Annotated in this window: 28 protein-coding genes, 1 tRNA gene and 1 pseudogene; 17 read left to right on the top strand and 13 right to left on the bottom strand. The window is 43.9% G+C overall.

Going from position 1 to position 23,011, the window contains the following annotated elements; genetic code table 11:
• Positions 1-55 precede the first annotated feature (55 nt).
• Positions 56-844: a DUF262 domain-containing protein gene (locus QUA10_RS26420; protein WP_333085448.1), complete on the bottom strand. Its 789-nt coding sequence runs from the start codon at positions 842-844 to the stop codon at positions 56-58.
• Between the two features lie 139 nt (positions 845-983).
• Here QUA10_RS26420 and QUA10_RS26415 point away from each other — a divergent pair, with 139 nt between their 5' ends.
• From QUA10_RS26415 to QUA10_RS26410, 3 genes are read left to right on the top strand one after another with little or no spacing between them, the layout of a single operon-like run.
• A complete protein-coding gene (locus QUA10_RS26415; protein WP_333085447.1) occupies positions 984-1,115 on the top strand; it encodes a hypothetical protein in 132 nt (43 codons plus the stop codon).
• A 12-nt stretch (positions 1,116-1,127) separates the two neighbouring features.
• The gene (locus tag QUA10_RS29220) at positions 1,128-1,187 is read left to right on the top strand and encodes a toxin-antitoxin system HicB family antitoxin (protein WP_445243608.1); all 60 of its coding nucleotides are present in this window, start codon (positions 1,128-1,130) and stop codon (positions 1,185-1,187) included.
• 18 nt (positions 1,188-1,205) lie between these two features.
• The gene (locus tag QUA10_RS26410) at positions 1,206-1,412 is read left to right on the top strand and encodes a type II toxin-antitoxin system HicB family antitoxin (protein WP_333085446.1); all 207 of its coding nucleotides are present in this window, start codon (positions 1,206-1,208) and stop codon (positions 1,410-1,412) included.
• 57 nt (positions 1,413-1,469) lie between these two features.
• Here QUA10_RS26410 and QUA10_RS26405 read toward each other — a convergent pair whose 3' ends face one another.
• The 5 genes from QUA10_RS26405 to QUA10_RS26385 form a co-directional block, all read right to left on the bottom strand.
• On the bottom strand, positions 1,470-1,712 hold the full coding sequence (locus QUA10_RS26405) for a type II toxin-antitoxin system RelE/ParE family toxin (RefSeq protein WP_333086423.1): 243 nt from the start codon (positions 1,710-1,712) through the stop codon (positions 1,470-1,472).
• 17 nt (positions 1,713-1,729) lie between these two features.
• Positions 1,730-1,945: a hypothetical protein gene (locus QUA10_RS26400; protein WP_333085443.1), complete on the bottom strand. Its 216-nt coding sequence runs from the start codon at positions 1,943-1,945 to the stop codon at positions 1,730-1,732.
• A 70-nt stretch (positions 1,946-2,015) separates the two neighbouring features.
• Positions 2,016-2,231, bottom strand: coding sequence for a hypothetical protein (locus QUA10_RS26395; protein WP_333085442.1), 216 nt, complete (start codon positions 2,229-2,231; stop codon positions 2,016-2,018).
• A 116-nt stretch (positions 2,232-2,347) separates the two neighbouring features.
• Entirely contained in the window at positions 2,348-2,698 is a 351-nt protein-coding gene (locus tag QUA10_RS26390; RefSeq protein ID WP_333085441.1) for a type II toxin-antitoxin system PemK/MazF family toxin, read from the bottom strand.
• A complete protein-coding gene (locus QUA10_RS26385; RefSeq protein ID WP_333085440.1) occupies positions 2,695-2,949 on the bottom strand; it encodes a hypothetical protein in 255 nt (84 codons plus the stop codon). The genes QUA10_RS26390 and QUA10_RS26385 overlap by 4 nt, the downstream gene beginning before the upstream one ends.
• 138 nt (positions 2,950-3,087) lie before the next feature.
• Here QUA10_RS26385 and QUA10_RS26380 point away from each other — a divergent pair, with 138 nt between their 5' ends.
• Together QUA10_RS26380 and QUA10_RS26375 are read left to right on the top strand one after the other, a co-directional pair.
• On the top strand, positions 3,088-3,372 hold the full coding sequence (locus tag QUA10_RS26380; protein WP_332945908.1) for a BrnT family toxin: 285 nt from the start codon (positions 3,088-3,090) through the stop codon (positions 3,370-3,372).
• Positions 3,347-3,604, top strand: a complete 258-nt coding sequence (locus tag QUA10_RS26375; RefSeq protein WP_333085439.1) for a BrnA antitoxin family protein — start codon at positions 3,347-3,349, stop codon at positions 3,602-3,604. Before QUA10_RS26380 ends, QUA10_RS26375 begins: the two co-directional genes overlap by 26 nt.
• Positions 3,605-3,654: 50 nt before the next feature.
• On the opposite strand, the gene QUA10_RS26370 is transcribed toward QUA10_RS26375, so the two are convergent.
• The 3 genes from QUA10_RS26370 to QUA10_RS26360 all read right to left on the bottom strand — a co-directional run bounded on the left by QUA10_RS26370 (position 3,655) and on the right by QUA10_RS26360 (position 5,689).
• Positions 3,655-4,020 carry a type II toxin-antitoxin system VapC family toxin gene (locus tag QUA10_RS26370; RefSeq protein WP_333085438.1) on the bottom strand — a complete coding sequence of 122 codons (366 nt, stop codon included), beginning with the start codon at positions 4,018-4,020 and terminating at the stop codon, positions 3,655-3,657.
• 3 nt (positions 4,021-4,023) lie between these two features.
• On the bottom strand, positions 4,024-4,287 hold the full coding sequence (locus tag QUA10_RS26365) for a hypothetical protein (protein WP_333085437.1): 264 nt from the start codon (positions 4,285-4,287) through the stop codon (positions 4,024-4,026).
• 190 nt (positions 4,288-4,477) lie between these two features.
• Complete coding sequence (locus QUA10_RS26360; RefSeq protein WP_333085436.1) at positions 4,478-5,689, bottom strand: glycosyltransferase family 2 protein; 1,212 nt, start codon at positions 5,687-5,689, stop codon at positions 4,478-4,480.
• A 123-nt stretch (positions 5,690-5,812) separates the two neighbouring features.
• On the opposite strand from QUA10_RS26360, the gene QUA10_RS26355 reads away from it, so the two are divergent.
• The 3 genes from QUA10_RS26355 to glcD all read left to right on the top strand — a co-directional run bounded on the left by QUA10_RS26355 (position 5,813) and on the right by glcD (position 8,829).
• Entirely contained in the window at positions 5,813-6,205 is a 393-nt protein-coding gene (locus QUA10_RS26355) for a transporter (protein ID WP_333085435.1), read from the top strand.
• A 194-nt stretch (positions 6,206-6,399) separates the two neighbouring features.
• Entirely contained in the window at positions 6,400-7,284 is an 885-nt protein-coding gene (locus QUA10_RS26350; RefSeq protein WP_333085434.1) for a DUF6671 family protein, read from the top strand.
• A 69-nt stretch (positions 7,285-7,353) separates the two neighbouring features.
• The gene (glcD, locus tag QUA10_RS26345) at positions 7,354-8,829 is read left to right on the top strand and encodes a glycolate oxidase subunit GlcD (RefSeq protein WP_333085433.1); all 1,476 of its coding nucleotides are present in this window, start codon (positions 7,354-7,356) and stop codon (positions 8,827-8,829) included.
• Positions 8,830-9,033: 204 nt separating this feature from the next.
• On the opposite strand, the gene QUA10_RS26340 is transcribed toward glcD, so the two are convergent.
• Positions 9,034-10,851 (bottom strand): PAS domain S-box protein, encoded by a 1,818-nt coding sequence (locus QUA10_RS26340; protein ID WP_333085432.1) that lies wholly within the window; start codon positions 10,849-10,851, stop codon positions 9,034-9,036.
• 552 nt (positions 10,852-11,403) lie between these two features.
• Here QUA10_RS26340 and purH point away from each other — a divergent pair.
• Both purH and QUA10_RS26330 read left to right on the top strand, forming a co-directional pair.
• Positions 11,404-12,951, top strand: coding sequence for a bifunctional phosphoribosylaminoimidazolecarboxamide formyltransferase/IMP cyclohydrolase (purH, locus tag QUA10_RS26335; RefSeq protein WP_333085431.1), 1,548 nt, complete (start codon positions 11,404-11,406; stop codon positions 12,949-12,951).
• A 223-nt stretch (positions 12,952-13,174) separates the two neighbouring features.
• Positions 13,175-14,110 (top strand): 2OG-Fe(II) oxygenase, encoded by a 936-nt coding sequence (locus QUA10_RS26330; RefSeq protein ID WP_333085430.1) that lies wholly within the window; start codon positions 13,175-13,177, stop codon positions 14,108-14,110.
• Positions 14,111-14,286: 176 nt separating this feature from the next.
• On the opposite strand, the gene QUA10_RS26325 is transcribed toward QUA10_RS26330, so the two are convergent.
• The gene (locus tag QUA10_RS26325) at positions 14,287-15,768 is read right to left on the bottom strand and encodes an ankyrin repeat domain-containing protein (RefSeq protein ID WP_333085429.1); all 1,482 of its coding nucleotides are present in this window, start codon (positions 15,766-15,768) and stop codon (positions 14,287-14,289) included.
• Positions 15,769-15,864: 96 nt separating this feature from the next.
• Here QUA10_RS26325 and QUA10_RS26320 point away from each other — a divergent pair, with 96 nt between their 5' ends.
• The 3 genes from QUA10_RS26320 (at position 15,865) to QUA10_RS26310 (ending at position 17,623) form a co-directional block, all read left to right on the top strand.
• The gene (locus QUA10_RS26320) at positions 15,865-16,335 is read left to right on the top strand and encodes a DUF4079 domain-containing protein (protein WP_333085428.1); all 471 of its coding nucleotides are present in this window, start codon (positions 15,865-15,867) and stop codon (positions 16,333-16,335) included.
• Positions 16,336-16,464: 129 nt separating this feature from the next.
• Positions 16,465-17,007, top strand: coding sequence for a type II toxin-antitoxin system antitoxin SocA domain-containing protein (locus tag QUA10_RS26315; protein WP_333085427.1), 543 nt, complete (start codon positions 16,465-16,467; stop codon positions 17,005-17,007).
• A gap of 4 nt (positions 17,008-17,011) precedes the next feature.
• Positions 17,012-17,623 carry a type II toxin-antitoxin system PemK/MazF family toxin gene (locus tag QUA10_RS26310; protein ID WP_333085426.1) on the top strand — a complete coding sequence of 204 codons (612 nt, stop codon included), beginning with the start codon at positions 17,012-17,014 and terminating at the stop codon, positions 17,621-17,623.
• Positions 17,624-17,753: 130 nt separating this feature from the next.
• On the opposite strand, the gene QUA10_RS26305 is transcribed toward QUA10_RS26310, so the two are convergent.
• Positions 17,754-17,824, bottom strand: a tRNA-Cys gene (locus QUA10_RS26305).
• A gap of 14 nt (positions 17,825-17,838) precedes the next feature.
• Between QUA10_RS26305 and cpdA the strand changes: the two genes are divergently transcribed.
• The 3 genes from cpdA (at position 17,839) to QUA10_RS26290 (ending at position 21,427) form a co-directional block, all read left to right on the top strand.
• The gene (cpdA, locus tag QUA10_RS26300; protein WP_333086422.1) at positions 17,839-18,780 is read left to right on the top strand and encodes a 3',5'-cyclic-AMP phosphodiesterase; all 942 of its coding nucleotides are present in this window, start codon (positions 17,839-17,841) and stop codon (positions 18,778-18,780) included.
• Positions 18,781-18,968: 188 nt separating this feature from the next.
• Entirely contained in the window at positions 18,969-20,447 is a 1,479-nt protein-coding gene (locus tag QUA10_RS26295; protein ID WP_333085424.1) for an alpha-amylase, read from the top strand.
• Between the two features lie 203 nt (positions 20,448-20,650).
• Entirely contained in the window at positions 20,651-21,427 is a 777-nt protein-coding gene (locus QUA10_RS26290) for an SDR family NAD(P)-dependent oxidoreductase (RefSeq protein ID WP_333085423.1), read from the top strand.
• A 92-nt stretch (positions 21,428-21,519) separates the two neighbouring features.
• On the opposite strand, the gene cofG is transcribed toward QUA10_RS26290, so the two are convergent.
• Positions 21,520-22,470 (bottom strand): 7,8-didemethyl-8-hydroxy-5-deazariboflavin synthase subunit CofG, encoded by a 951-nt coding sequence (cofG, locus tag QUA10_RS26285; RefSeq protein ID WP_333085422.1) that lies wholly within the window; start codon positions 22,468-22,470, stop codon positions 21,520-21,522.
• A 362-nt stretch (positions 22,471-22,832) separates the two neighbouring features.
• Here cofG and QUA10_RS26280 point away from each other — a divergent pair.
• A pseudogene (locus QUA10_RS26280) lies at positions 22,833-23,011 on the top strand (photosystem II q(b) protein); the annotation flags it as partial.

Genomic DNA, 23,011 nt, shown 5'->3' with positions numbered 1-23,011 from the left:
ATTAAATAATCACATCGGTGCGATTTGGTATTTTATCCATCACTACAATTTATCATTACTTGTTTAGGACTACCCGCTTTTTTAACTCTTTCCAATGAGATTTTAAATCTTTACTTCCTTGTTTAGATGTATTGATAAATAAGTAATTTTTCAGTAAATCCATAGAGTTTAACCCAACTCCACGATGGTTGATTGTCTCAAAAACTTTAAGGGCACTCTTTAAGTTTAACGTTCCAATTCTAATTAATTTAACTCGACTGGTAAAAATTCCAGAAAACTGTAGTCTTTTTTCGACACTAGATCCAAAGCGGGACAACAAGAATTCTCTAATTATTTCATAAGCCTCTACCAACTTAGTAGCTGATTCAGAGGCTGTTTTATCAATTTTTGAAATATCAGTTTTACTATCAGCAATAGTTTCTAAAAGTTTTGCCCCATCTCCATATTGAAGAGTTAGTCGATATCTATCTATGTCTAGACCAGTTTTAGTATCTTGATCGACTCCTGCTATTAAACCTTCTATCGCTTTTGATTTATTTCCTGATTTAATCACAAAGTCTCGAATAGCACAGAAAAGTAAATATATTGTTGTTAGCCTTTGCTGACCATCAATTAATTGAAAAGTCCCATTATCTGGATAGACAACAAGAGAACCTAAAAAATATTCGCTATCCTCAAGTGGTTCGTCATTATCATATAATTCATCAATAATATCTACAAGCAATTTCTCAACATTTTCCTCAGCCCATACATATTCTCGCTGAAAGTCAGGTACTGCATAAAACTCTTTAAAGAGATCGGCTATGCTTAAATTGTGAGATTCTATTCTGGGTGCAGTTGCCATAATAATTTTTGGTTAACCTTTGAAGGAATAACCACTATCTTAGCATAGAGTAGCCTCATGTTTGCTTGTATAGGGATCGCTCCTCGGCTTTCCCCGTAATCGGACTTTAGGGAGTATTCTAGAAAAAACAGGTACAGCCATGATGACTTACAAAGGTTATAGTGCTAACATTGAAGTATATTCAGAAGCGAAAATTATTTTTGGGCGAGTGCTTGATACTAATGACATAGTGACTTTTAAAGCACAAACTATTGAAGAAGCTCGCCAATAATTCCACAACTCCATCGATGATTATCTAGAGTTTTGCAAAGAATTAGGACAGGAACCCGATCGACCTTTTTGAGTAAGGTGAAATTCCCTAATGAAGTACGAAGTCATCATTTACTGGAGTGACGAAGACCAGGCATTTATTGCAGAAGTGCCTGAATTGCCGGGATGTGCGGCCGATGGCGAAACTTATCAAGACGCATTGCAAAATCTAGAGATTATTATGCAGGAGTGGATAGAAACGGCTAACGCACTGGGTCGTCCTATTCCTCAACCGAAAGGTCGCTTAATGTTTGCATAATTGAAAGAGAATCACAGCCGATCGCCCTTATCTTCCCAAAGTGCGATCGCCCTTCAGTTAATCATAAATTTCTCTCCGGTGTCCAATCTGGTGAATAGTAATCACCTTTAAATCCTCATCAAAAGAATAAATTACCCCATAATCACCCACTCTTAACTTAAAGAAACCTGCCAGATTAGCCGACAACGGCATAGGAGTAATTTGTTCAAAATTTTCAGCCAACCAATTGATTTTATTACCTATACGCTCCTGCACAGCCTGAGCCAATCTTTCTTGGTTAACCAGAGCTTCTGCTGTCAACTCAACCGAATAGCTCATTACGATTTAATGCCGAGTTTTTGATAAACTTCCCCAGGTTCGACGCTACTTTCTCCTGCTTGTTTGCGCTTCATTGAATCTAACAATTTCTGCTTGACTTCTTCCTTAACTTCTAAACCTGCATCCGCATCACCAAAATATTCTTCTAAGCACTGTTCCACGGTATGTCGAATCAAGTCCCGCAGTTGCTCAACTGTCATGTCTTTGACTTGCATCTTAATCTCCTAGTCTGTGGGATTATCAATAAATTATAGCAACTTTAGTAGAGTTTTCCCTGTAACTGAGCTATCCATTCCATGAATCTCGTTCCTGATTCACATAGTCTTGAGCATCAATTCCATTCCAAATTTCCTCACCCAACCCTTCTAATTCTAAAATGCTCCGCCTAGGTTTAGCCTGAACCCGGTGACGAACATATACTAATAATTCAGAGATGAGCCGCAGTTGCTCATCTGGTGCAAGTCTTAGAACCTGAGTCAGTACCGCGCTGTAATTAGACATAGGCCTTATGTTGAGATTTTTTGGCTGATTGTTATTATAGCAATTTAGAATCGAAGGAAGTGCGATCGCCCTTATCTTCCCCAAAGTACGATCGCCCTTATCTTCCTCAAGTGCAATTAAACTTGACCAGGCAAATCCAACGCAATTAATAAAGCTTGATTCCGCAGAAGTATTGCTTCATCACTAAGCATTCCTCGTAAACTCAATAAACGAGATTTAGATAATACCCGTACTTGATCTGCCATAGCGATAGAATCGTTGGTTAATCCACCGTCGGGAGCTTTAATTAATACCTGAGTGGGATAAACTCGTTTACCAGTTTGATAAGTAGTGCAGGGAATAGCCAAAACTACAGGGCTATATGTATTGATTGTAGCTCGACTAACGATGATAACAGGACGGGTTCCTCCTTGTTCAGAACCCTCAACAGGTTCAAGTCTAGCATCATAGACTTCTCCCCGGTTCATACAGGAGATTCTCCCAATTGCAACGCTTCCCAACTCGCTACCGCAAACTCAGCCTCCATCTGTAGCACTTGAGCTTGATACTCTGGATCTTGTACCATTTCAATCAGTGCTGCATCAATTTCCGATCGTTTATCCTGAGTTTGGGTTGTTACCCGATCGCGAATCAATGCTGACAATACTTCTAAAAGCTGCTGTTGCTCTTGCAGAGTGAGATTTTGAGCCTGACTCAGTACCTCGCTATAAGTAGACATAGGGTTTATGTTGAGATTTTTTGGCTGATTGTTATTATAGCAATTTAGGATCGAAGGAAGTGCGATCGCCCTGATCTTCCGCAAGTGCGATCCGGTTATGTTATATTATAAGTAGATACGTTTTGTATATACACAATCATGCAGTTTGAATGGGATGAAAATAAAAACGCCCAAAACCTCAAAAAACATGGCATTAGCTTTGAAGAAGCTCAAGAAATCTTTGACGGAATCGTTTTTAATGCCATTGATGAGCGTTTCGACTACGGAGAAATCCGAGAAATCAGTATTGGTGCCATACAAGGTGTCGTTATCGTTACCGTAGCGCATACTGAAAGAAATGGAGCTATCCGCATCATCTCTGCAAGAAAAGCCACTCGTCAAGAAAAAAATACCTACTATGACTATCTCGCGCAAACGACTTGAAGAATTAGAAAATATTCCAGAATCTGCGATCGATACCTCTGATATTCCTGAATTAGATGCGAATTTTTGGGCAAAAGCAAAACTCGTAACACCACTGACAAAACAAGCCATTTCTTTAAGAGTTGATAGCGATGTGTTAGATTGGTTTAAAAGCCAAGGAAAAGGCTATCAATCTCTAATGAACGCTGTGCTGCGCTCTTATGTTGAACATCATGTAAAAAGCAGTGAATAAATAAATGTGCGATCGCCCTTATCTTCCTAAAGTGCGATCGCTCATCTTTCTTAAGGCTCAAACGGGTTAATTAGTGTAAGTTCAGCAATCCACCGAAAATCCCCTATATTTCTTGTTACTAAAGTTCTGCCATATACCAAAGCTGTTGCCGCAATAATAGCCTCCCCAAGTGTCATTATCCTTATCTGTCGCAACAGCACTGCGCGATCGAGTACAGCGTTAGAAATTGGTACAACCTCCACCACACCAAAGAATTCCTCAAAGTACAATCTATACTCTTCAGTTAGCCCATGATAACCCAAGACTTCAACGTAACTTATTGCCGATACAACTATGTCATTTTCGCCAATAAAATGCCTAATCTGCGAGTTTTCGGGCTGGGAAGCGTAGATAATAATATCACTGTCTAGCAGCATTCATTATTCATCCCTACCTGGAAGTGGACGGTCTTGACGCAAATCTCGCTGCCATTCCACTGGATCGCTAATATCAGCAAAGACATTATTTGCTGCAATTTTTTCCAATATTTCAACTATTCTCTGACGGCGAAACTCCGCACTTAAAGTCGATGGCTCTTCTTGTAAAGTAACGTAAACTCTGACAAGGCGATCGCCTTGTCTTGGAACCTCATTAGCCCATTCTAAAAGGTTGCCCTTCAATATAGCCTCAAATATTCGTTGCATAGCTAATATCAAATATTCTTTATCTCTACTATTCTAACCCTTTTGAGCATTAAAGCTACCTGTTTGATTATACTAGATAGTCTGAAATTTGGCTCCAGGGATCTCCCCGATATTCGCTGCATTGCGATGATCGCCCTCAACTTCCCCAAACTGCAATTTAGTTGTGAGGAATGTTGCCAGTATAATATTATCACCTACGCTTCAACCCCAGCACGCTGAGAAAAAAGCTCGACAAAACCATCTGCAAACCAACAGTCAGGCAAGTGAGCGACGGAATAACCAAACGCAGAGTTTTAGAAGGGTCGAGAGAACCGAAAGCCGTTTCGCTCCAGATAGTTAATGACAAGAACGAGCCAACTATTCCGATTAATATCAGCGTGACTCCGACAATCAATCCTGTCTCTAGGGTGACATAGCGAAATATTTTGTTTAGTTTGGGGTCTTCAGGCAGCAGTTTTTCACTGATGGCGAAAACTTTGGTGAAGAAAGCGAAAGTTACTGCTTGAAAACCGATGATAATTGCGATCGCAGCATACAGCAGCGTGTGTACATCAAAGCTAATACTACCAATCTTTTGAGTACCAGGTAATAGCCAGATGCCCACAATTAGACCCCAAATTATCAGCGCCACACCCGGATACAAAAACAGCCACCGAGGACTGTAAAGCAGCAAAAAGCGGAGGTGCCGCCAGCCATCTCGCCAAGTTCGCAAGTGCGGCGGGCGCGAGCGTCCATCGGGAGAAAGTACGGTTGGGACTTCAGTTATCCGCAATGTGTACAGAGATGCTTTGACAACCATTTCGCTAGCAAATTCCATCCCCGTTGTTTGCAAGTCGAGTTTTAAAATTGAGTCTCTCCTAAAACCCCGCAATCCGCAGTGAAAGTCGCCGACTGGACTCGCGAAAAATAATTGCCCAACCCATGTCAGCACCGGATTTCCTAAATATTTGTGCAGCGGCGGCATGGCCCCAGGTTTGATGCCCCCTTGAAACCGATTTCCCATTACTAAGTCGAAACCTTCTCGCAACTTGTTGACAAAAGCACCGAGGTTTGAAAAATTGTAGCTGTCGTCAGCATCGCCCATGATAATATAAACTCCGCGCGCTGCGATGATGCCTCCCATGAGGGCGCTGCCGTAGCCTTTGGCTGCTACGGGCACGACTCTCGCTCCCATTCTGGTAGCGATAGCTTGAGAACCGTCAGTGCTGCCGTTGTCTGCTATGATGACCTCGCCGGCAATATCAAGTTCGCGCAGGGACTTCTGTGCCTTCTCGATGCAGATTTCTAAAGTTTCTGCTTCGTTCAGACAAGGCATGAGTATCGATAGTTCTAAAGTGTATTCTCCGCTTGGATTCGTCTGCTCTGCCATATATTGGTTCCACTCTCGATCGCGATCGACCATACTTGATTTTCCCGTATCTCTGCTTAAAATATTAGTGGTGAATAAAACATAACCAAACTTAATTAAAGTTTTTTATGTTTTTGGGAACAGCAATTTTTGATTGTACTATAGGTTAGTAAACTTATGAATAGAAGCGTTTTTTTGTTATTGCTTGCTGCAATATTGTGCGGCGTCGCAGGTCAATTTAGTCTGAAGGCAGGAGCTAAAATATTAGGGCCCATTGGCGCTGCTAATTTAATAGAAAAAATTATAGCAATGGCTACTCAACCGTTGATAGTAAGTGGTCTTTCTTTGTATGCAATTTCTTCGATCGGCTTTATTGTAGTTTTGTCGCGGGCAAACCTTAGCATAGTCTCACCTTTACTGTCAATTAGTTACCTGTTTACTGTTTTAGGTGGCAAACTTATATTTCACGAGCCTTTGCCGCCGCTGCGGTTGGTAGGCGTGGCACTAATTATGACAGGAGTAATTTTTGTACTCAGAGGTCAAGCTGGCGGAGTAACTGGGGGCAACTAGCGATCGCTTTTAAGATTGACGCTTGAGTGCTGAATTGATAACTTAAGTCAAAGGGCGTATAGCAATCCTAAATGAGTAGTAAAATTTTGACCCCACCCCAACCCTCCCCGAACCCGCGGGGAGGGAGTAAGAAATTCACAAATGATGCGAGGATTGCTATATTTGAGCATTCTGTTATGAAATGATGCTGCTTTATGTCTAATATTTTTGAGCCTGTGAATCCCCATCAATTATTGAGCGATCGCACCGCAGTTCTTGCTACCATGCACGAAAAAGAACGGGTAATGGCTCCCGTTTTGGAACGAGAATTTGGCGTAAATATCCTAGTACCTGCGGAGCTTGACACTGACACTTTCGGCACCTTCACCAGAGAAGTTAAACGCTTAGGAACACAAATAGAAGCTGCTCGCCAGAAAGCCCAAAAAGCCCTAGAAATTGCGGGCGAAACTCTTGCCTTTGCCAGCGAAGGTACTTTCGGCCCTCACCCAATGATGCCGTATCTGTCCGCGAACAGAGAAATCGTAATTTTATTAGATAGAGCCAACAATATAGAATTAATCGGCGACTATTTCTCCGTTGAAACTAACTACAGTCACGAGTTAGTTTCCAGTATAGAAGAAGCAGATGATTTTGCGAAAAAAGCTGGATTTCCCGAACACGCACTGGTGGTTATAGTTGGCGACGCTGCACTCGGTAACGGCGAAATTGTCAAGGGCATTAGGACAGACAAACAACTTTTTGACGCTGTGACAGTAGGCTTAAAAAAATCGTCAATCGGCCGAGTTCACATCGAAACAGATATGCGGGCGATGTACAATCCAACTCGGATGAAAAACATCGAAAATGCAACTCTCGATTTAGTTAAAAAATTTAAGCAATTCTGCCCGGAGTGCGGTTGGCCGGGATTCGATATTGCTGAGACGAAAATCGGATTGCCCTGCGGACTGTGCTATTTTCCGACTCAGCTAGCGCGATCGGCAATCTATAAATGCAAAAACTGCGGTTATACTAAAGAAAAACTATTTCCAGACGGTCGAGAGACTGCCGATCCTGCCCTGTGTCAATATTGCAACCCTTAGAAAAATAATTGCACAAAAATAGTAAAGTTTGTCACAATATTATTGATAGTTCCCTAATTAAATTCACTAATGATAGCCATAGAAACAGAACGCAACTGGAAACCCGTTATTAAAGAATTCGAGGCTGTAGTCGGCAAAAATGGCGTGGTACAGCGCCGCGAAGAATTGATTGTCTACGAGTGCGACGGACTCGCTAGCTACCGCCAGCGCCCCGCCCTGGTGGTATTGCCTCGAACTACGGAGGAAGTGGCGCAAGTTGTCAAAATATGCGATCGCAACTCAATTCCCTGGGTTGCTAGAGGCGCCGGAACCGGCCTTTCCGGGGGCGCTTTGCCTGTAGAAAACTGCGTGCTGATTGTCACTGCCCTGATGCGAAAAATCCTGAAAGTAGACTTAGAAAATCAGCAAGTAGTAGTGCAACCGGGAGTAATTAATAACTGGGTAACGCAAGCAGTTAGCGGCGCTGGTTTCTACTACGCGCCCGATCCTTCCAGTCAAATTATTTGTTCGATTGGCGGCAACGTTGCCGAAAATTCTGGCGGGGTTCACTGCCTCAAATACGGAGTCACAACGAATCACGTTTTAGGATTAAGATTGGTACTTCCAGACGGTTCTATTGTCGATGTCGGTGGCGAAATTCCCGAAATGCCCGGTTACGATTTAACTGGTGTATTTGTCGGTTCCGAAGGCACTTTAGGAATCGCTACAGAAGTTACTCTGCGAATTCTCAAAGCGCCGGAATCGATTTGCGTTCTCCTAGCGGATTTTTCCAGTATAGAAGCAGCGGGCGAATCAGTTTCCGATATTATCAGCGCTGGCATTATTCCCGGCGGCATGGAAATTATGGACAACATCAGCATCAATGCTGTGGAAGATGTGGTGGCAACTGGATGTTATCCCCGTGATGCGGCGGCAATTCTACTCGTTGAAATCGACGGTTTAGAAGTAGAAGTTGCCACAAATAAACAGCGAATTGCTGATATTTGCAAGCATAACGGAGCGCGAAATATCACCACGGCAACCGACCCGGAAACGCGCCTAAAAATTTGGAAAGGACGGAAAGCTGCTTTTGCGGCGGCGGGTCATCTCAGCCCGGATTATTATGTGCAAGACGGCGTAATTCCGCGAACACAAATGGCTTATGTTTTGAAAGAAATTGAGGGTTTGAGCGAGAAATACGGTTATCGGATTGCTAATGTTTTTCACGCGGGAGACGGGAATTTGCACCCGCTGATTCTGTACGATAACTCGGTAAAAGGTGCGCTGGAAAAGGTGGAAGAATTGGGCGGGGAAATTCTTAGGCTTTGCGTGAAAGTTGGGGGAAGTCTTTCGGGGGAACACGGCATCGGTGCTGATAAGAAGTGTTTTATGCCGGATATGTTTTCGGAGGTAGATTTGGAGACGATGCAGTGGGTGCGTCAGGTGTTTAATCCGAAAGGTTTGGCGAATCCTGGGAAGATGTTTCCGACGCCGAAGACTTGCGGGGAAGCGGCGAGGGCTAAGGTTGAAACTTTTAAGAAGTTGGAAGGTGCGGAGGTTTTTTAATTCCCTATTTATGGGGGTAAGGTGAGCCGAAAAGCACCTGATAATTTTCTCTACAATGGGGAGGCAAAGCCTCTAAGTATGCGTTCCCAGCCAGAGTCTGGTAACGATAAAAAACGTTTTTTATCGTTTTTTACGAGTGCGAGATTCCCGCTCGCTTGCTTGCCTATATATCACGTTGGTAAGGTGCAGATTGCACATTTCGCGCTAATGTGCGATCGGCATTTTGATAGTAAATTCCGTACCATTGCCTAATTCCGAAGTACAATATAATTCGCCTTTGTGTCTTTCTACAATAATTTGATAGCTAATTGACAAACCCATTCCCGTGCCTTTGCCAATGGGCTTGGTAGTAAAAAAGGCATCAAATATGCGCTGTTTTACTTCCTCCGTTATTCCCGGGCCATTGTCGGCAATTTTTATTTCTACAAAATTGCCGACAACTTCCGTACAAATCCTAATCTGGCTGGGATTTTCTAGTATTTCTTGACAATTTTGCCTACTGTTCGCATCTTCTAAAGCATCGATCGCATTGCTGAGAATATTCATAAAAACTTGATTTATCGGTCCAGCAAAACACTCAACAGTCGGCAATTCTCCGTATTGTTTTACGATTTGAATTGGCTGCTTTTCTCCGTTCCCTTTCAAACGGTGATTGAGAATTAACAGCGTGCTGTCAATACCTGCGTGGAGGTTAACAGGTTTCATCTGTGCATCGTCCTGCCGCGAAAAGTTCCGTAGCGACTGCACAATCTGGCAAATGCGATCGACACCAACGCTCATTGAAGATAGTATTTTAGGTAAATCTTCAGCTAAAAAATCGAGATCATTTTTTTCTCTTTCCTCTTGAATTTCGGCGACTGGATTAGGATAGTGCTGTTGATAAAGCTCGAGGTGGTGAAACAAGTCTTGAGTATAATTTGTGAGATGAGCGAGATTGCCGTAAATGAAGCTGACTGGGTTGTTGATTTCGTGAGCGACGCCCGCAATTAGCAATCCCAAACTCGACATTTTTTCGCTTTGAACTAATTGGGAATGAGTGGCTTTGAGTTCGTCCAGCGCCGCTGCTAGTTGAGCTGCTTGTTCTCGGCTTTGTGCTTCGGAATTATGCAATGCTTCTGCGGCTTGTTTGCTGTGGGTGATGTCTCTCTGTACGCCGATAAAATGAGTTAATTTACCCGTTCTATCGCGCACGGGAGATATTGAGAAACAATTCCAGAAAGCGGTTCCGTCTTTGCGGTAATTCTTTAATATTACCTTGCATTCACTTTCTGCTTGCAAGGCTTGGCGAATTATTTCTACTGCCGCCGGATCGGTATCGCTTCCGTGCAAAAATCGGCCGTTTTTTCCGATAATTTCCTGCCGCCGATAACCTGTCATACTTTCAAATGCGGGATTGCAATAAATAATTGGATTTTCGGGGTCAGTGGCATCAGAAATCGTAACTCCGGTGCTAGTAGCTGCTATAGCTCGATCGTACAACCAAAGCATTTCTTCTGCGCGTTTGCGATCGGTAATGTCCCGCAGCGTAGCTAAATAAGCCATTTCTCCATCCCATTCCGTTTCCACCACCCGCATTTCTACTACAGCATTTGCTTTTTGCTTGCGAATAGCTTCAACTTCTGTTTGCACGACGCGAGTTCCTGGTGCTTCTGTTTTTCCAACTTGGGGAATAATATCCGTCGCCATCTCAAGGTCGCAAGCTGAAACTTCTACTACTAAATTGCCAAAAAATGCTTGCCCTAAAAGTTCCTCTGCCGTGCAGTTAAACAGCGCTTCTGCTGACTGGTTGGCAAAACAGACAAGTCCTCGCTTGTTAACGATTGCGATGCCGTCACCATTTTTTTCGATCACATTCCGAAACCGAGATTCGCTAGCTTTCAACTCCTGCTTTAGCTGTTCCATTGCTCGCTCCATCTGTTGCAGTTCGCACAGACTAAGACTATAAGCTTCGGAAATGTTTGCCTCTGTCGAATTCTCGGATCTTTTTCTGGGAATCTGTTGGTACTCTGTTCTATGGGTCATATTGTGATCAGTTTTTTTATGATTCCTGCTAATATTACTGAGCTTATTTTCTGGATCTGCTTCTTCTTGAAAAAACATATTTCAGCCCTACTAAATTATTGTTTAGATTAAGGTGTTGCGATCGCCCAATTTTCCGGGAAATTTAGGGAGAGAGCAATTTACACCCGATGCTAGCACATTACTTTTAGAATTCATCATAAAACATCGTTAAAATTCAAGAGCATCGCCATAGATTTATCTATTAAGTTTTATTAAGTAATTTCACCAACATTGACACTTACGTAGCCACATGAACTGTACAAGCTGAATATGGCTTCAATCCCCCTCGCACTACCAAAATAACCAGTTCCACGCGTAAGTTCTACATATTTAGAAGCCACTGGTCAGTATAAAATATTATATAGGTTTGACAAAAAATATGGTTTAAAATAAGCGAACTCATCTTTAAATTATTAAAAATAATCATAATTAGCGATTACCAAATCATCTCCCTGCCGCCCGATTTGGTATATAATATAACCTGTCTATTTTTATGATCGCAACTTCAAACCAATGGCACGTCTAGCACTTCTGAGCACATCCAATAAAAGCGGACTAATCGACTTAGCGCGCAGTCTAGTAGAAGAATTTGAATTTGACATAATTAGTAGTGGCGGGACAGCAACTGCCCTCAAAGAAGCAGGCATCCCAGTGACCAAAGTTGCGGAATATACTGGTTCTCCCGAAATTTTGGGAGGGCGAGTCAAAACACTTCACCCACGAATCCACGGAGGTATTTTAGCACGCCGCGATGTACCCGAAGACCTCGCAGATTTAACCGCCAATCAAATTCGGGCGATCGATCTAGTTGTAGTCAATTTGTATCCATTTGAAGAGACAATTTCTAAACCAGGAGTTAGTCTAGCCGACGCAATTGAGCAGATAGATATCGGCGGACCAGCAATGTTGAGAGCTTCCGCCAAAAACCACGCTCATTTGACAGTTTTGTGCGATCCAGAACAGTACAATACTTATTTAAAAGAACTGCGGGAAAATGGTGGCGAAGCATCCTTAGAGTTTCGGCAAAAATGTGCGCTAGAAACCTTCAAACATACAGCAAACTACGATCGCGCGATCGCAAATTATCTCAGCAGTAGCCAATCGGCTGAAAAATCTGCGCTACCAGACGAGTTTAATTTATCAGGAAAAGAGTTGCAAACTCTGCGCTACGGCGAAAATCCCCATCAAGCCGCCTCCTGGTATCAAAGCGGAACTACACCCACAGGCTGGACGACTAGCACTATCCTGCAAGGCAAAGAATTAAGCTACAATAATTTAGTAGATTTAGAAGCAGCAAGGCGGCTAATTGTAGAATTCCCGGACACACCCGCTGCCGCTATTCTGAAGCATACAAATCCTTGCGGCACAGCCTTGGGAACAACTATTTCTGAAGCGTATCAAAAAGCATTCGACACCGATTCAGTCTCAGCTTTCGGCGGCATTGTCGCTCTCAATCGCCCCATTGATGCTGCTACCGCAACGGCCTTAACTAAAACATTTTTAGAATGTATCGTCGCGCCCGGGTGCGAACCAGAAGCCGAACAAATTATCAAGAAAAAGGCGAAAGTTCGAGTATTAATTTTGCCAGATTTGACTCAAGGACCGCCACAAACTGTTAAAATAATTGCAGGCGGTTTGCTGGTGCAAGACTCAGATAATATAGTAGAAGAAACTAGCAAATGGCGGATTGTTACTGAGAAACAGCCGACGGGGGGAGAGTTGGAAGAATTGCTGTTTGCTTGGAAAGTAGCGAAACACGTCAAATCAAATGCGATCGTTGTGACGCGCGATCGCACTACAATCGGTGTCGGCGCCGGACAAATGAATCGCGTCGGCTCAGTTAAACTAGCATTAGAACAAGCAGGAGAGAAGAGCAAAGGAGCGATTTTGGCCAGTGACGGTTTCTTCCCCTTCGATGATTCCGTAAAAACGGCGGCTGAGGCGGGCATAATTGCGATCGTCCAACCCGGCGGAAGTATGCGCGATCAATATTCCATCGACGCAGCCAATCAACTCGGAATCACAATGGTTTTCACCAATATCCGCCACTTCTTGCATTAATTAAGTTCGTAGCAATGACATTTGGCACCTCTATTATGAACAGGCAAGATGCCTGTTCCACAAAGAGTTAATTCTATTGTGGGGTGGGAAAAAAGCCCGCCACAAATAGAATTACCGGCCTGTTTCACAAAGAAAAGAGTCAATTCCATTTCTATTGTGGGGAGTAGGGGTTGGGCTTCTAGCCCGCCCTAAAAAAAATTTCCTTCTTCTATAACTAACGGCTATGACTAGCACAATTCAACCGCAAATTAAACCCCAAGACGTAAAAGTCAAAATCCTGCTCACTGGCGGACATCAGTGCACCGTCACGCTCAAATCAGATACACCCTTATTGCACAGCCTGATCAAAACATTAGTCGATCGCACCCAACAAACACCCGGTTTTTCCACTTTATTTCAAATCCCTATAGACGGAGGTCGTTCCGCCCTTTCTTTTCCCGGTGAACACCTAGTCGGATTAGTCACCGAACCCCCACTTTACTTGCAGGAACTGCAACCGCAGCAGCTTGCAACTCCCGTAGAAATTCCCGCCGCAGAAATTCCCGCCCCTGCGCCGCCTGTAAATGACGATTTAATATCTCGCTACGCCCAAATAGACAACTTTTTGACACCTGCAGAAAAGAATAAACTCATCAAATATGTCTTAGCAAAAGAATCAGAATTTGTGAGTACCAGCACCTCCACTAATGCCGAAGATTACCGCCGTTCGATGGTACTCCACTCGTTCCCGGAATTTTCGGAACTGATGGTTAATCGCATCAAAGCAATTCTCCCCGACGTGCTGAAAAGTTTAAATATTCCGTCATTTCCCCTGGGTGAGATAGAAGCTCAGCTAACCATGCACAATGACAACAACTTTTATAAACTTCACAACGACAGTGGCTCGCCAGATACCGCCAGCCGATTTTTTACTTACGTTTACTATTTCTATCGAGAACCCAAGGGTTTTTCAGGTGGCGAGTTGCAGATTTATGACAGCAAAATCGAGAACAATTTTTATGTTGCGGACAAGACATTCAGAACCGTTGAGCCTCGCAATAACAGCATCGTATTTTTTCTAAGTCGGTATATGCACGAAGTTTTGCGAGTTAGCTGTCCCTCAAAAGCTTTTGCTGATAGCCGCTTTACTATTAACGGCTGGGTACGCAAAGCAAACTGAGGTTAATTCATAGTCTTGGACGCACTAATCACCTAATTTTGTCATTCTGAGTAAGGCGAAAAATCTCAATTATTGTCACACCCTTACAGTGCGTAAGTTCGGATATGTGAGCTTCTTCACTTCCCAAAGCCTACCCTCAGAATGACAGAATTACCTTACTCAAAACTATTTAATTCTTACTCCAGTGCTCCAGCACTTTTGAGCAATTTCACTACACTGGAATAACCCTTATACTCAGCCAGCATTAAAGCTGTATAATTTCCCGGATTTTTGTGGTTTAGTTCTGCACCAGCATCAATTAAAATTGTTACTGCCTCAGCATAACCCCGATGTGCGGCCCACATTAAAGCGGTGGCGCCCGAATCATCCAGCAAGTTGACATCGGCACCTTTTTCCACTAATAATTGGACGATCGCAATATGACCGCGATCACACGCCTTCATTAAAGCCGTTTTCCCCAAATCCGCCGGGACATTGGGATCAGCACCGCCGTCAAGCAAAGCTTTCACAGTCTCGGTATGTCCGTGAAAAGCAGCCAGCGTCAAAGCCGTCTCCCCAAAGTTTTTAGCATTCAGAAACTCAGCCCGATTTGAGTTTACTTTTTGCAGCAAAGCCGATACGATCGCACTATGGCCGTGAACAGCCGCCACCAGTAAAGGCGTATCGCCCAACCGATTTCTCGAACCGACGCTAGCACCTCGGTTTAACAGCAATTCCACCACATCTTCGCAGCCTTCAATCACCGCAAAATTCAAAGCAGTTTCATCATCTTTATCCTTAGCGTTGATATCCGCGCCAGCATCGAGTAAGATATGGGCGATCGCCGCATTTCCCCCAGCAGCAGCGGCCATCAAAGCCGTGCCCCCATCTCCATTTTTCACATTCGCATTAGCACCCGCACCAAGCAAAGCTTGCACCACATCACTATTGCCGGCATCTGCAGCCAAAGTTAAAGCAGTTTCTCCGTTTTTGTCGGGAATTTCGACATCAGCACCAGCAGCCAACAGCGCCTCGACAACAGCCAAATTTCCCGCCGTCGCAGCCAGCATCAAAGCAGTTTTGCTCTCTAGATTTTTAACATTAGCATCCGCCCCACACTTGAGCAAAATTCGCACAATTTCAGCGCTTCCTTGGCGGACAGCTAAAAACAGCATAGAATTGTCAGCAACAGCACCCGCATCCACCAAAGCTTTTACAACAGCTAGATGACCGGATAAAGCAGCTATTTTCAGAGCTGAATCTCCATCTTTATCTTGCACATTTACATCAGCATTAGCATCAAGTAACATCCGCACAACATTGATATCGCCCTTCAAAGAAGCCGCCATTAAAGCCGTACTTCCATCATCATTTTTAGCATTAACATCAGCACCTGCAGCCAGCAACAGCCGCACAGAGTCAGCCTGTTTGTGAGCCGCCGCCAGCATCAAAGCCGTCAGCCCAAAACGCCTGCTCACCTGGTTGACATTAGCGTCATTGTTTAGTAGAGTACGCACGATTTCTGTATAGCCCTTTTGGGCCGCAAACATCAAAGCCGTCGTCCCCTCAGAGTCTTTCGCGTTAGCGTTAACATTCTTAGCGAGTAAAGCTTGGACGTGAATAATGTTGCCAGTCTTGGCGGCTTGAATCAATACAGCGTCTTGTTTAGTGGCAGGCATAATAGTCTCTCATACCGTATATTTTTACCGTCGCACGAGACGGCCTGACTGGTATGCTAAGTTTTATGAAGTATGTTTGCTAATCCTCAGAACACTATGAATCTCGAAATTCCTCAGTCAGTGAAAGTTTGGAGCCAATTCATCCACCCAATTTTAATGTGGGTACTGCTGGCAATCTCATTTTATGCTTTGTATCTCGGCATTCAAATCCGACGTACCAGAAGTGCGGAAGGCGAACTCAAAAAAGAGTTAATTAAGGGCAAATTCAACGTCAAGCACCACCAGATGGGTTCTTTGCTGTTAGCCTTGATGGTTACGGTTGCGATCATCGGGATGGCCGTCACCTACATCAACAACGGCAAACTATTTGTCGGGCCGCACTTGCTAGCCGGGCTGGGAATGATGGCAATAATTGCGATCGCAGCCTCGCTGACTCCTTTGATGCAAAAAGGCAGTGATTGGGCCAGAAACACTCACATCTTTCTGAATATTGTGCTTTTGGGGCTGTTTGGCTGGCAAGCGGTATCAGGCGTGGAAATCCTGCAAAGAATTATCAGCAAAATGTGAGGATTTGAGTAAGATTGCTAATTGCTAATTGCCCTGGGGCGATTAGTAATTAGCAATTAAATAGTAATATTTTTTTAGTGGTTTAATAGCCAAGCTTTCCTTTGGATGATATAATAGAATAAAGTTAAATTGAGCGAACAAATTATAAGATTAATTAGGGAGCTTTTTCAAATCCAAAGAAGGAAAGCCATGCTAGAAAACCTGATCAAATACTTTGTCTACGCAACAAAAGGCTATATTACAAAAACCCAGTTAATTAAGTTTTTGTATTTGGCCGATCTTTATGCGGTCAAATGGACGGACAAGCAGCTTACTGATTTAGATTGGCGTTATTATTACTATGGGCCTTGGAATGAAGGCATAGACGCTGTTTTAAATCAAATGAATGGCAAAGATATTGTTCAAGAATCTCAGGGAGAAAGTATATTCATCAGACTTGGTGAGGGAGCTGGTAAGGTGGATGATTTAAAGTTACCTTTAGGTCTGAAGCTCATGCTTGACAACATCAGGAGAGAATGGGCGGGTGCAGGAGAGGATAAACTGCATCAGTTACTAGAATATGTCTATAACACTGCTCCCATGCTTGAGGTTAGATATAGCCACCAACCAGAGGAACAGGTGAGACTTAATCTGTACAAAGAAAGAGAAAAGTTAATGAGTGAATTGGAGTGAGCGAGTGGCTGGACAAAAACCGCGTCAAGGTTGGATTTATTTTATCAATCCCTATAGAGTATCTCTTCGTTGCAAAGTCGGTCATCATCATATTTATGACATAAATGAACCAGGGGAAATTGAGTGCAAGACAATTTCTTGCACTCAGGTGATTAATTCGAGTCGGGTTTTTCGGGGAGAGCATCCTTATATCGTTTGGACAAGTGACCAATTTCAAGATGACTCTAAATACATCCAAACTTTGACGCTGATTCCGTTGACTTCACAAGAAACCTATAAAGGTTTGCCAACTGTATATCCGATTAATTCTACAAGCACAAATGGTCTTTCTAAGGATTCCTTCGCTCTAGTGCATCAGATATGTACTGTTGATGCTAACTGTTTTAAAGATTCGCAAGGGGATTGGCTTAAGCGAGTTGGACAACTGGATAAAGCAGATAAGGAAGCTATAGACGAACGTTTAAAGTATTTTTTTAATCTTGGGGATAATCCGGGTGAAGATTGGTTTATTAAAAATGCGTCTATAGAACTTTTGCAGAAAGTGTTTAATTGTCTGCCAGATGAAACTACAAAAAGTATGGCTATAGAAAAACTGATCGAGGATTTGCGATCGTAGTCAATGAGTAGTAATTGTATGGTAGAGGTCAATAAGGTTTTTGCAGTGGACTTGAGCACTCTCGCTCTATCCTGTTAAACTTCTCGATGGCCCAAACGGCATTTTAGCCACATCTCACAAAAATTAAAAAAGGCGGCACCCAGATTTGAACTGGGGGTGGAGGTTTTGCAGACCTCTGCCTTACCACTTGGCTATGCCGCCGTCACGTCTGAAATTTGACGTTTTCTTATAGTACACCAAATCTCGAAAATTTTAACATACCTGTCAAAAATTTCGTGAAGCGAAGCTATCCCGCAGGGAATCGCCCTTTTTTCCCACACCTCCAAAACCCATCCGAGGCTATTCTAGAACTACATCGATCGCCCGCAACACCAGCCATGACACCAGTTTCTCCCCTACTCGTCGCCCAAATCACCGACACTCACTTGTTTGCAGAGATCGATCGAGAATGGAAAGGCCTGTCAACAACCCGCACCCTCCAAGCAGTTCTCGATCGCTTGCAACAAATACAGCCGCCGCCCGGCTTACTCCTACTCACAGGCGACTTGTCCCAAGACGAAACACCCGAATCCTACCAGCGCCTAGTCTCCCTCATCGCCCCCCTCGGAATACCCGCCTACTGGATACCTGGGAACCACGACAACATCCCAGTCATGGCAAAAATCTTAAATCAGCCGCCCCTTTCCCCAGAAAAATCATGGATGCTAGGAAACTGGCAATTTCTATTACTTTCGAGTGTGGAAGCCGGATGCGACGGCGGGCGGCTTTCCCCAGAAAGCTTGCATTGGCTCGACTCTCAACTGCAACAAACCGGCGATCGACCTGTTATCATTGCCTTGCACCATCATCCTTTGCCGATCGACTCTGAAATCATGGATGGAATGATGCTGCACAATGCCGATGAATTTTTGGCAATTGTCGATCGATACCCTCAAATCAAAATAGTCCTCTGCGGCCACATTCACCAAGAATTCCACCAACAGCGGGGCTCAGTTACCTACTTGGGGACACCCAGCACCTGCATCCAACTTTTACCCAAAAGCCATCCGATTATCCTTGACGAAATCCCGCCGGGATTTAGGTTGCTTGAATTGGCGATCGACGGTACTTGGAACACCAGAGTTGAGCGAGTTGCTGCAAAGTCGCCACCCGATTAATATTTTTTAGTCTGCCTAAAATTACTATCAAATTTACATTCTGTTGTCAATACATCAACAGATAGATTTTTTTTAGCAGCCCCATCTTTTATGATATTTATTAACCATAGATTGCAGACATACGTAAACTAGCGAGCTACGAACATAAATGTCGATCGCAATTTAAAAAAACAGGAAAAACTAAATATATGTCTCAACTCAATGGCGTGATGATGCAGTATTTCCACTGGTACAGCCCCGACGACGGCAGCCTGTGGAATCAGCTAGCGAAATCTGCAAAAGATTTAGCCAAAATAGGGGTTACATCCCTGTGGTTGCCACCGGCCTATAAAGGGACAGGTGGCGGCATGGATGTAGGTTACGGCGTCTACGACTTATTCGATTTAGGCGAGTTCGACCAAAAAGGGTCGGTACGCACGAAATACGGCACAAAAGATGAGTATTTGGCCGCGATTAAAGCTGCCCAAGATGCAGGAATTCGGATTTATGCCGATGTTGTCTTCAACCACAAATTAGGTGCCGATGCAGAAGAAGAAGCCGAAGCCACACCCTTCAATCCCGACAACCGGAATGACACCGTAGGCGAATATCAAAAAATCAAAGCTTGGACGCATTTTACCTTCCCCGGACGTGACAAAAAATATTCTAGTATGGAGTGGCATTGGTGGCATTTTGACGCCATTGATTACAACGTTTACAACACAGAAACCCATGCCATTTACTTGCTAAAAGGCAAAGAATTCGATGGAGGAGTAGACTTAGAAAAAGGTAATTTTGACTACCTCATGGGTTGCGATTTAGATATGGACAACCCAGAAGTCAGCGGGGAGTTAAAATACTGGGGTGAGTGGTATGTCGATACAACAAACGTTGACGGCTTTCGCTTCGATGCCGTCAAACACGTTAAAGCAGAATTTTTCCAAGAATGGTTGGAACACGTTCGCCACTATGCCCAACGCGACCTATTTGCCGTCGGTGAATATTGGTCTTACGAAGTGGAAGCTTTGCACTACTTCATCCAAGCAACGGATGGTAAAGTCTCCTTATTTGACGCCCCCCTCCATTACAACTTCCACGCTGCTAGCAAAGCCGGCAATAGCTACGACTTGCGAACAATTTTTGATAACACCCTCGTCCAACAGCAACCAACCCTCGCTGTTACCTTGGTTGACAACCATGATTCTCAACCCTTACAATCCCTAGAATCTGTTGTCGAGGCTTGGTTTAAACCTCTTGCCTATGCTTTAATCTTGCTGCGAAGCGAAGGATATCCGTGCATTTTTTACCCGGACTATTATGGCGCAAACTATAAGGATACAGCAAACGATGGCAACGAATACGAGATTTGGTTAGACAAACATCAGTTTATTCTCGATAAATTCTTGTTCGCGCGCCAAACTTATTCCTACGGCAATCAGTACGATTACTTCGACCACGCCAATACCATTGGCTGGACGCGACTCGGAGATGAAGAACATCCGGGCGGCATGGCTGTGGTACTCAGTAATGGAGGCGATGGCACCAAGTTTATGGAAGTCGGACAACCGAATCGAACTTATATTGACATCACCGAACACATCAAAGAACCAATCACAACTAATGATGATGGTTGGGCTGATTTTCGGTGTAACGCCGGTTCTGTTTCGGTCTGGGTGCCGCAGCCGTAAGGACTACGTTAAAATTGACGTAATCCTCTGCCTAAAGTAGGGTGTGCACTGCACACCTTACCGCTATAATTAGTACCTTAAACCACTCTTAACTTGCATGATTTTGATGAAAGAAACTTGTTTGTAGTGAGGGCTAAACTGCTCCCTCTAGTATTATTTTTATGCTATGCGATCGCGCAAAAAAGTTATTTATATAAAAAATTATGAAACTTTCAGCAAAAGTTGCTGTTATTACCGGCGGTGGGTCGGGAATTGGTCGTGCAGCAGCAATTTTAATGGCCAAGGAAGGCGCAAAAGTTGCTATTATCGATCACATTTTGGAAACAGGGCAAGAAACCGTCCGCCAGTTGGTCAAGGAAGGAGGCTGCGGTCTGGCTATTGCCGCAGATGTTGGAGATTCTCAGCAAATGCAAAAAGCGTTTCAAACAATTTTTGATGAATATCAAAGAATTGATATTTTGTTTGCAAATGCGGGTATTAACGGTGTATGGTCGCCGATAGATGAGATAGAACCCGATGAGTGGGATCGGACAATTAACACCAACCTCAGAGGAACATTTTTGGCTGTTAAGTATGCTGTTCCTCATCTGAAAAAACAAGGAGGTTCAATTGTAATTACATCCTCGATTAATGGCACCAGAAGTTTCAGGAAAGTTGGTGCCACGGCCTACGCTTGTTCAAAAGCTGCCCAAGTAGCCTTTGCCAAAATGCTGGCGCTAGAACTCGCAGCCTGCCAAATTAGAGTCAATGTGATCTGTCCGGGCGGGGTGCTAACTGCTATTGAGGAAAGCACTGTTAAGCGCCATCTCGATCGCATTCCAGTCCCGCCTGATTCCATTCAAGATATGATTCCTTTGACTGATAATACGGCAGGTTCTAGCGAAGAAGTCGCCCAATTAGTGTTATTTCTGGTATCACATTCCTCCAGCTTCATCACAGGTACTGAAGTCTGGATTGATGGAGGCGGTTCTTTGATTTAAAATCTCAAGAGTTTATTTTTATTACTCGGCGGTTGAAACGGATTCTACACAAACGAAGTCGCAGCAGAGGGACACTTAAGAAATAAGAAGGTCTAAGGACTAACTCTCCATTGTTTAACAGCAGTTTGCAATGTCTGGGGCAGCCACTTATCGTACTGAGGATAAACAGGCAAACGCTTTACGAGTTCCCATCCCGATGCTGCTAAAATTTCTGTTAAAGTTTGGTGTTGCAGGTGAGGATAATCGGGATTAACTTCATCCCGCGGCCCGATTCCTCCTAAATCTCTAGCACCTGCTTCTAAACAAGCAAGTAATATGTCTGGCTGTGCAACTAAATTGGGTGGAATTTGCAGCCTGATTTCAGATGGTAAAATGCTGCGGGCGATCGCAATTACTTCGGGCATTTTTGTAGCATCAAAAACTTCACCGTCCCAACTTTGCTGATTTCCCGGACTGTGTGGTTGGAGGATAACTTCTTGAATGTGATTGTAACGCGAATGAATGCGGGCGATCGCCTCCAGCGTCTCAATCCAATCTGCCTCACTTTCCCCAATTCCCAGCAGCAAACCAGTTGTAAACGGAATCTTTAATTCCCCAGCCCATTCTAACTGTTGCAGCCGCAGCGCCGGCACTTTACTCGGTGCGTGTCGGTGAACCGTTTGTAACAAATGTGAGGCAAGCTGTTCTAGCATCAGCCCCATCGATACATTTACCTCTTTTAACAGTGCCATCTCCTCAAAGCTGAGCGGCCCCACATTAGTATGCGGCAAAAATCCCAAAGCAAGTGCCAGTTCGCACAAATCGTAAATCCGCTGCAACCAAGCTTTTCGCCGTTGACTGTGAGGATGTACCTCGCCGCTGAGGATGAGAATTTCAATTACACCTTGAGTTTGCAGGAGCAAAAGCTGTTTTTCGGCTTCTGCGAGTGTTAGCCAAGGGCTTTGCAGCGGTTCAGCCCGAAAATTGCAATAGGTGCAGCGGTTAAAACACTCGTAAGTGGGAACCAGAGTATAAGCAGGGCTGTAGGTGACGTTGCGGGACATTCCTTGGGATTTTTATTGATCGGACTTACGCAACAACATATATCTGTGCAGTGCGAGTTTTGCGGTTGGCGATCGCAACCCTTCATCTATCTTAACACTGGTGCAAGCCCGGAATCTCGTTGCTTAGGTAGATTATGAGTATTCTTCTTTCGTGGGCGATCGTCCACCAATTCCGCATTCAGCTTTTCAACTCCTTATATAGCAAGCCTTATGGCTTTTAAAAAGCATAACTTATGACACATATAAGAAAAACTGTTCTTAAAAGACCTTTACAAACTGAAATAAAAGCTTTATGTTTATTTACATGGCGGAACACAAAGCCGTCACGAACATTGAAAACCAAATAAAGCAATCATAAACAAATGACAACAACCTTACAGCAACGCGAAAGCGCCAATGTCTGGGAACGCTTTTGTGAGTGGGTAACATCAACCGACAACCGCATTTATGTAGGTTGGTTCGGCGTCTTGATGATTCCTACCTTGCTCAGCGCCACCATCTGCTACATCATCGCCTTCATCGCTGCCCCTCCAGTGGACAT

The organism is Microcoleus sp. Pol8_D6, from assembly GCF_036700965.1.
Lineage (GTDB): Bacteria > Cyanobacteriota > Cyanobacteriia > Cyanobacteriales > Microcoleaceae > Microcoleus.
The sequence above is the reverse complement of the archived record's forward strand: the minus strand, read 5'-3'. Positions and strand labels throughout refer to the sequence as shown.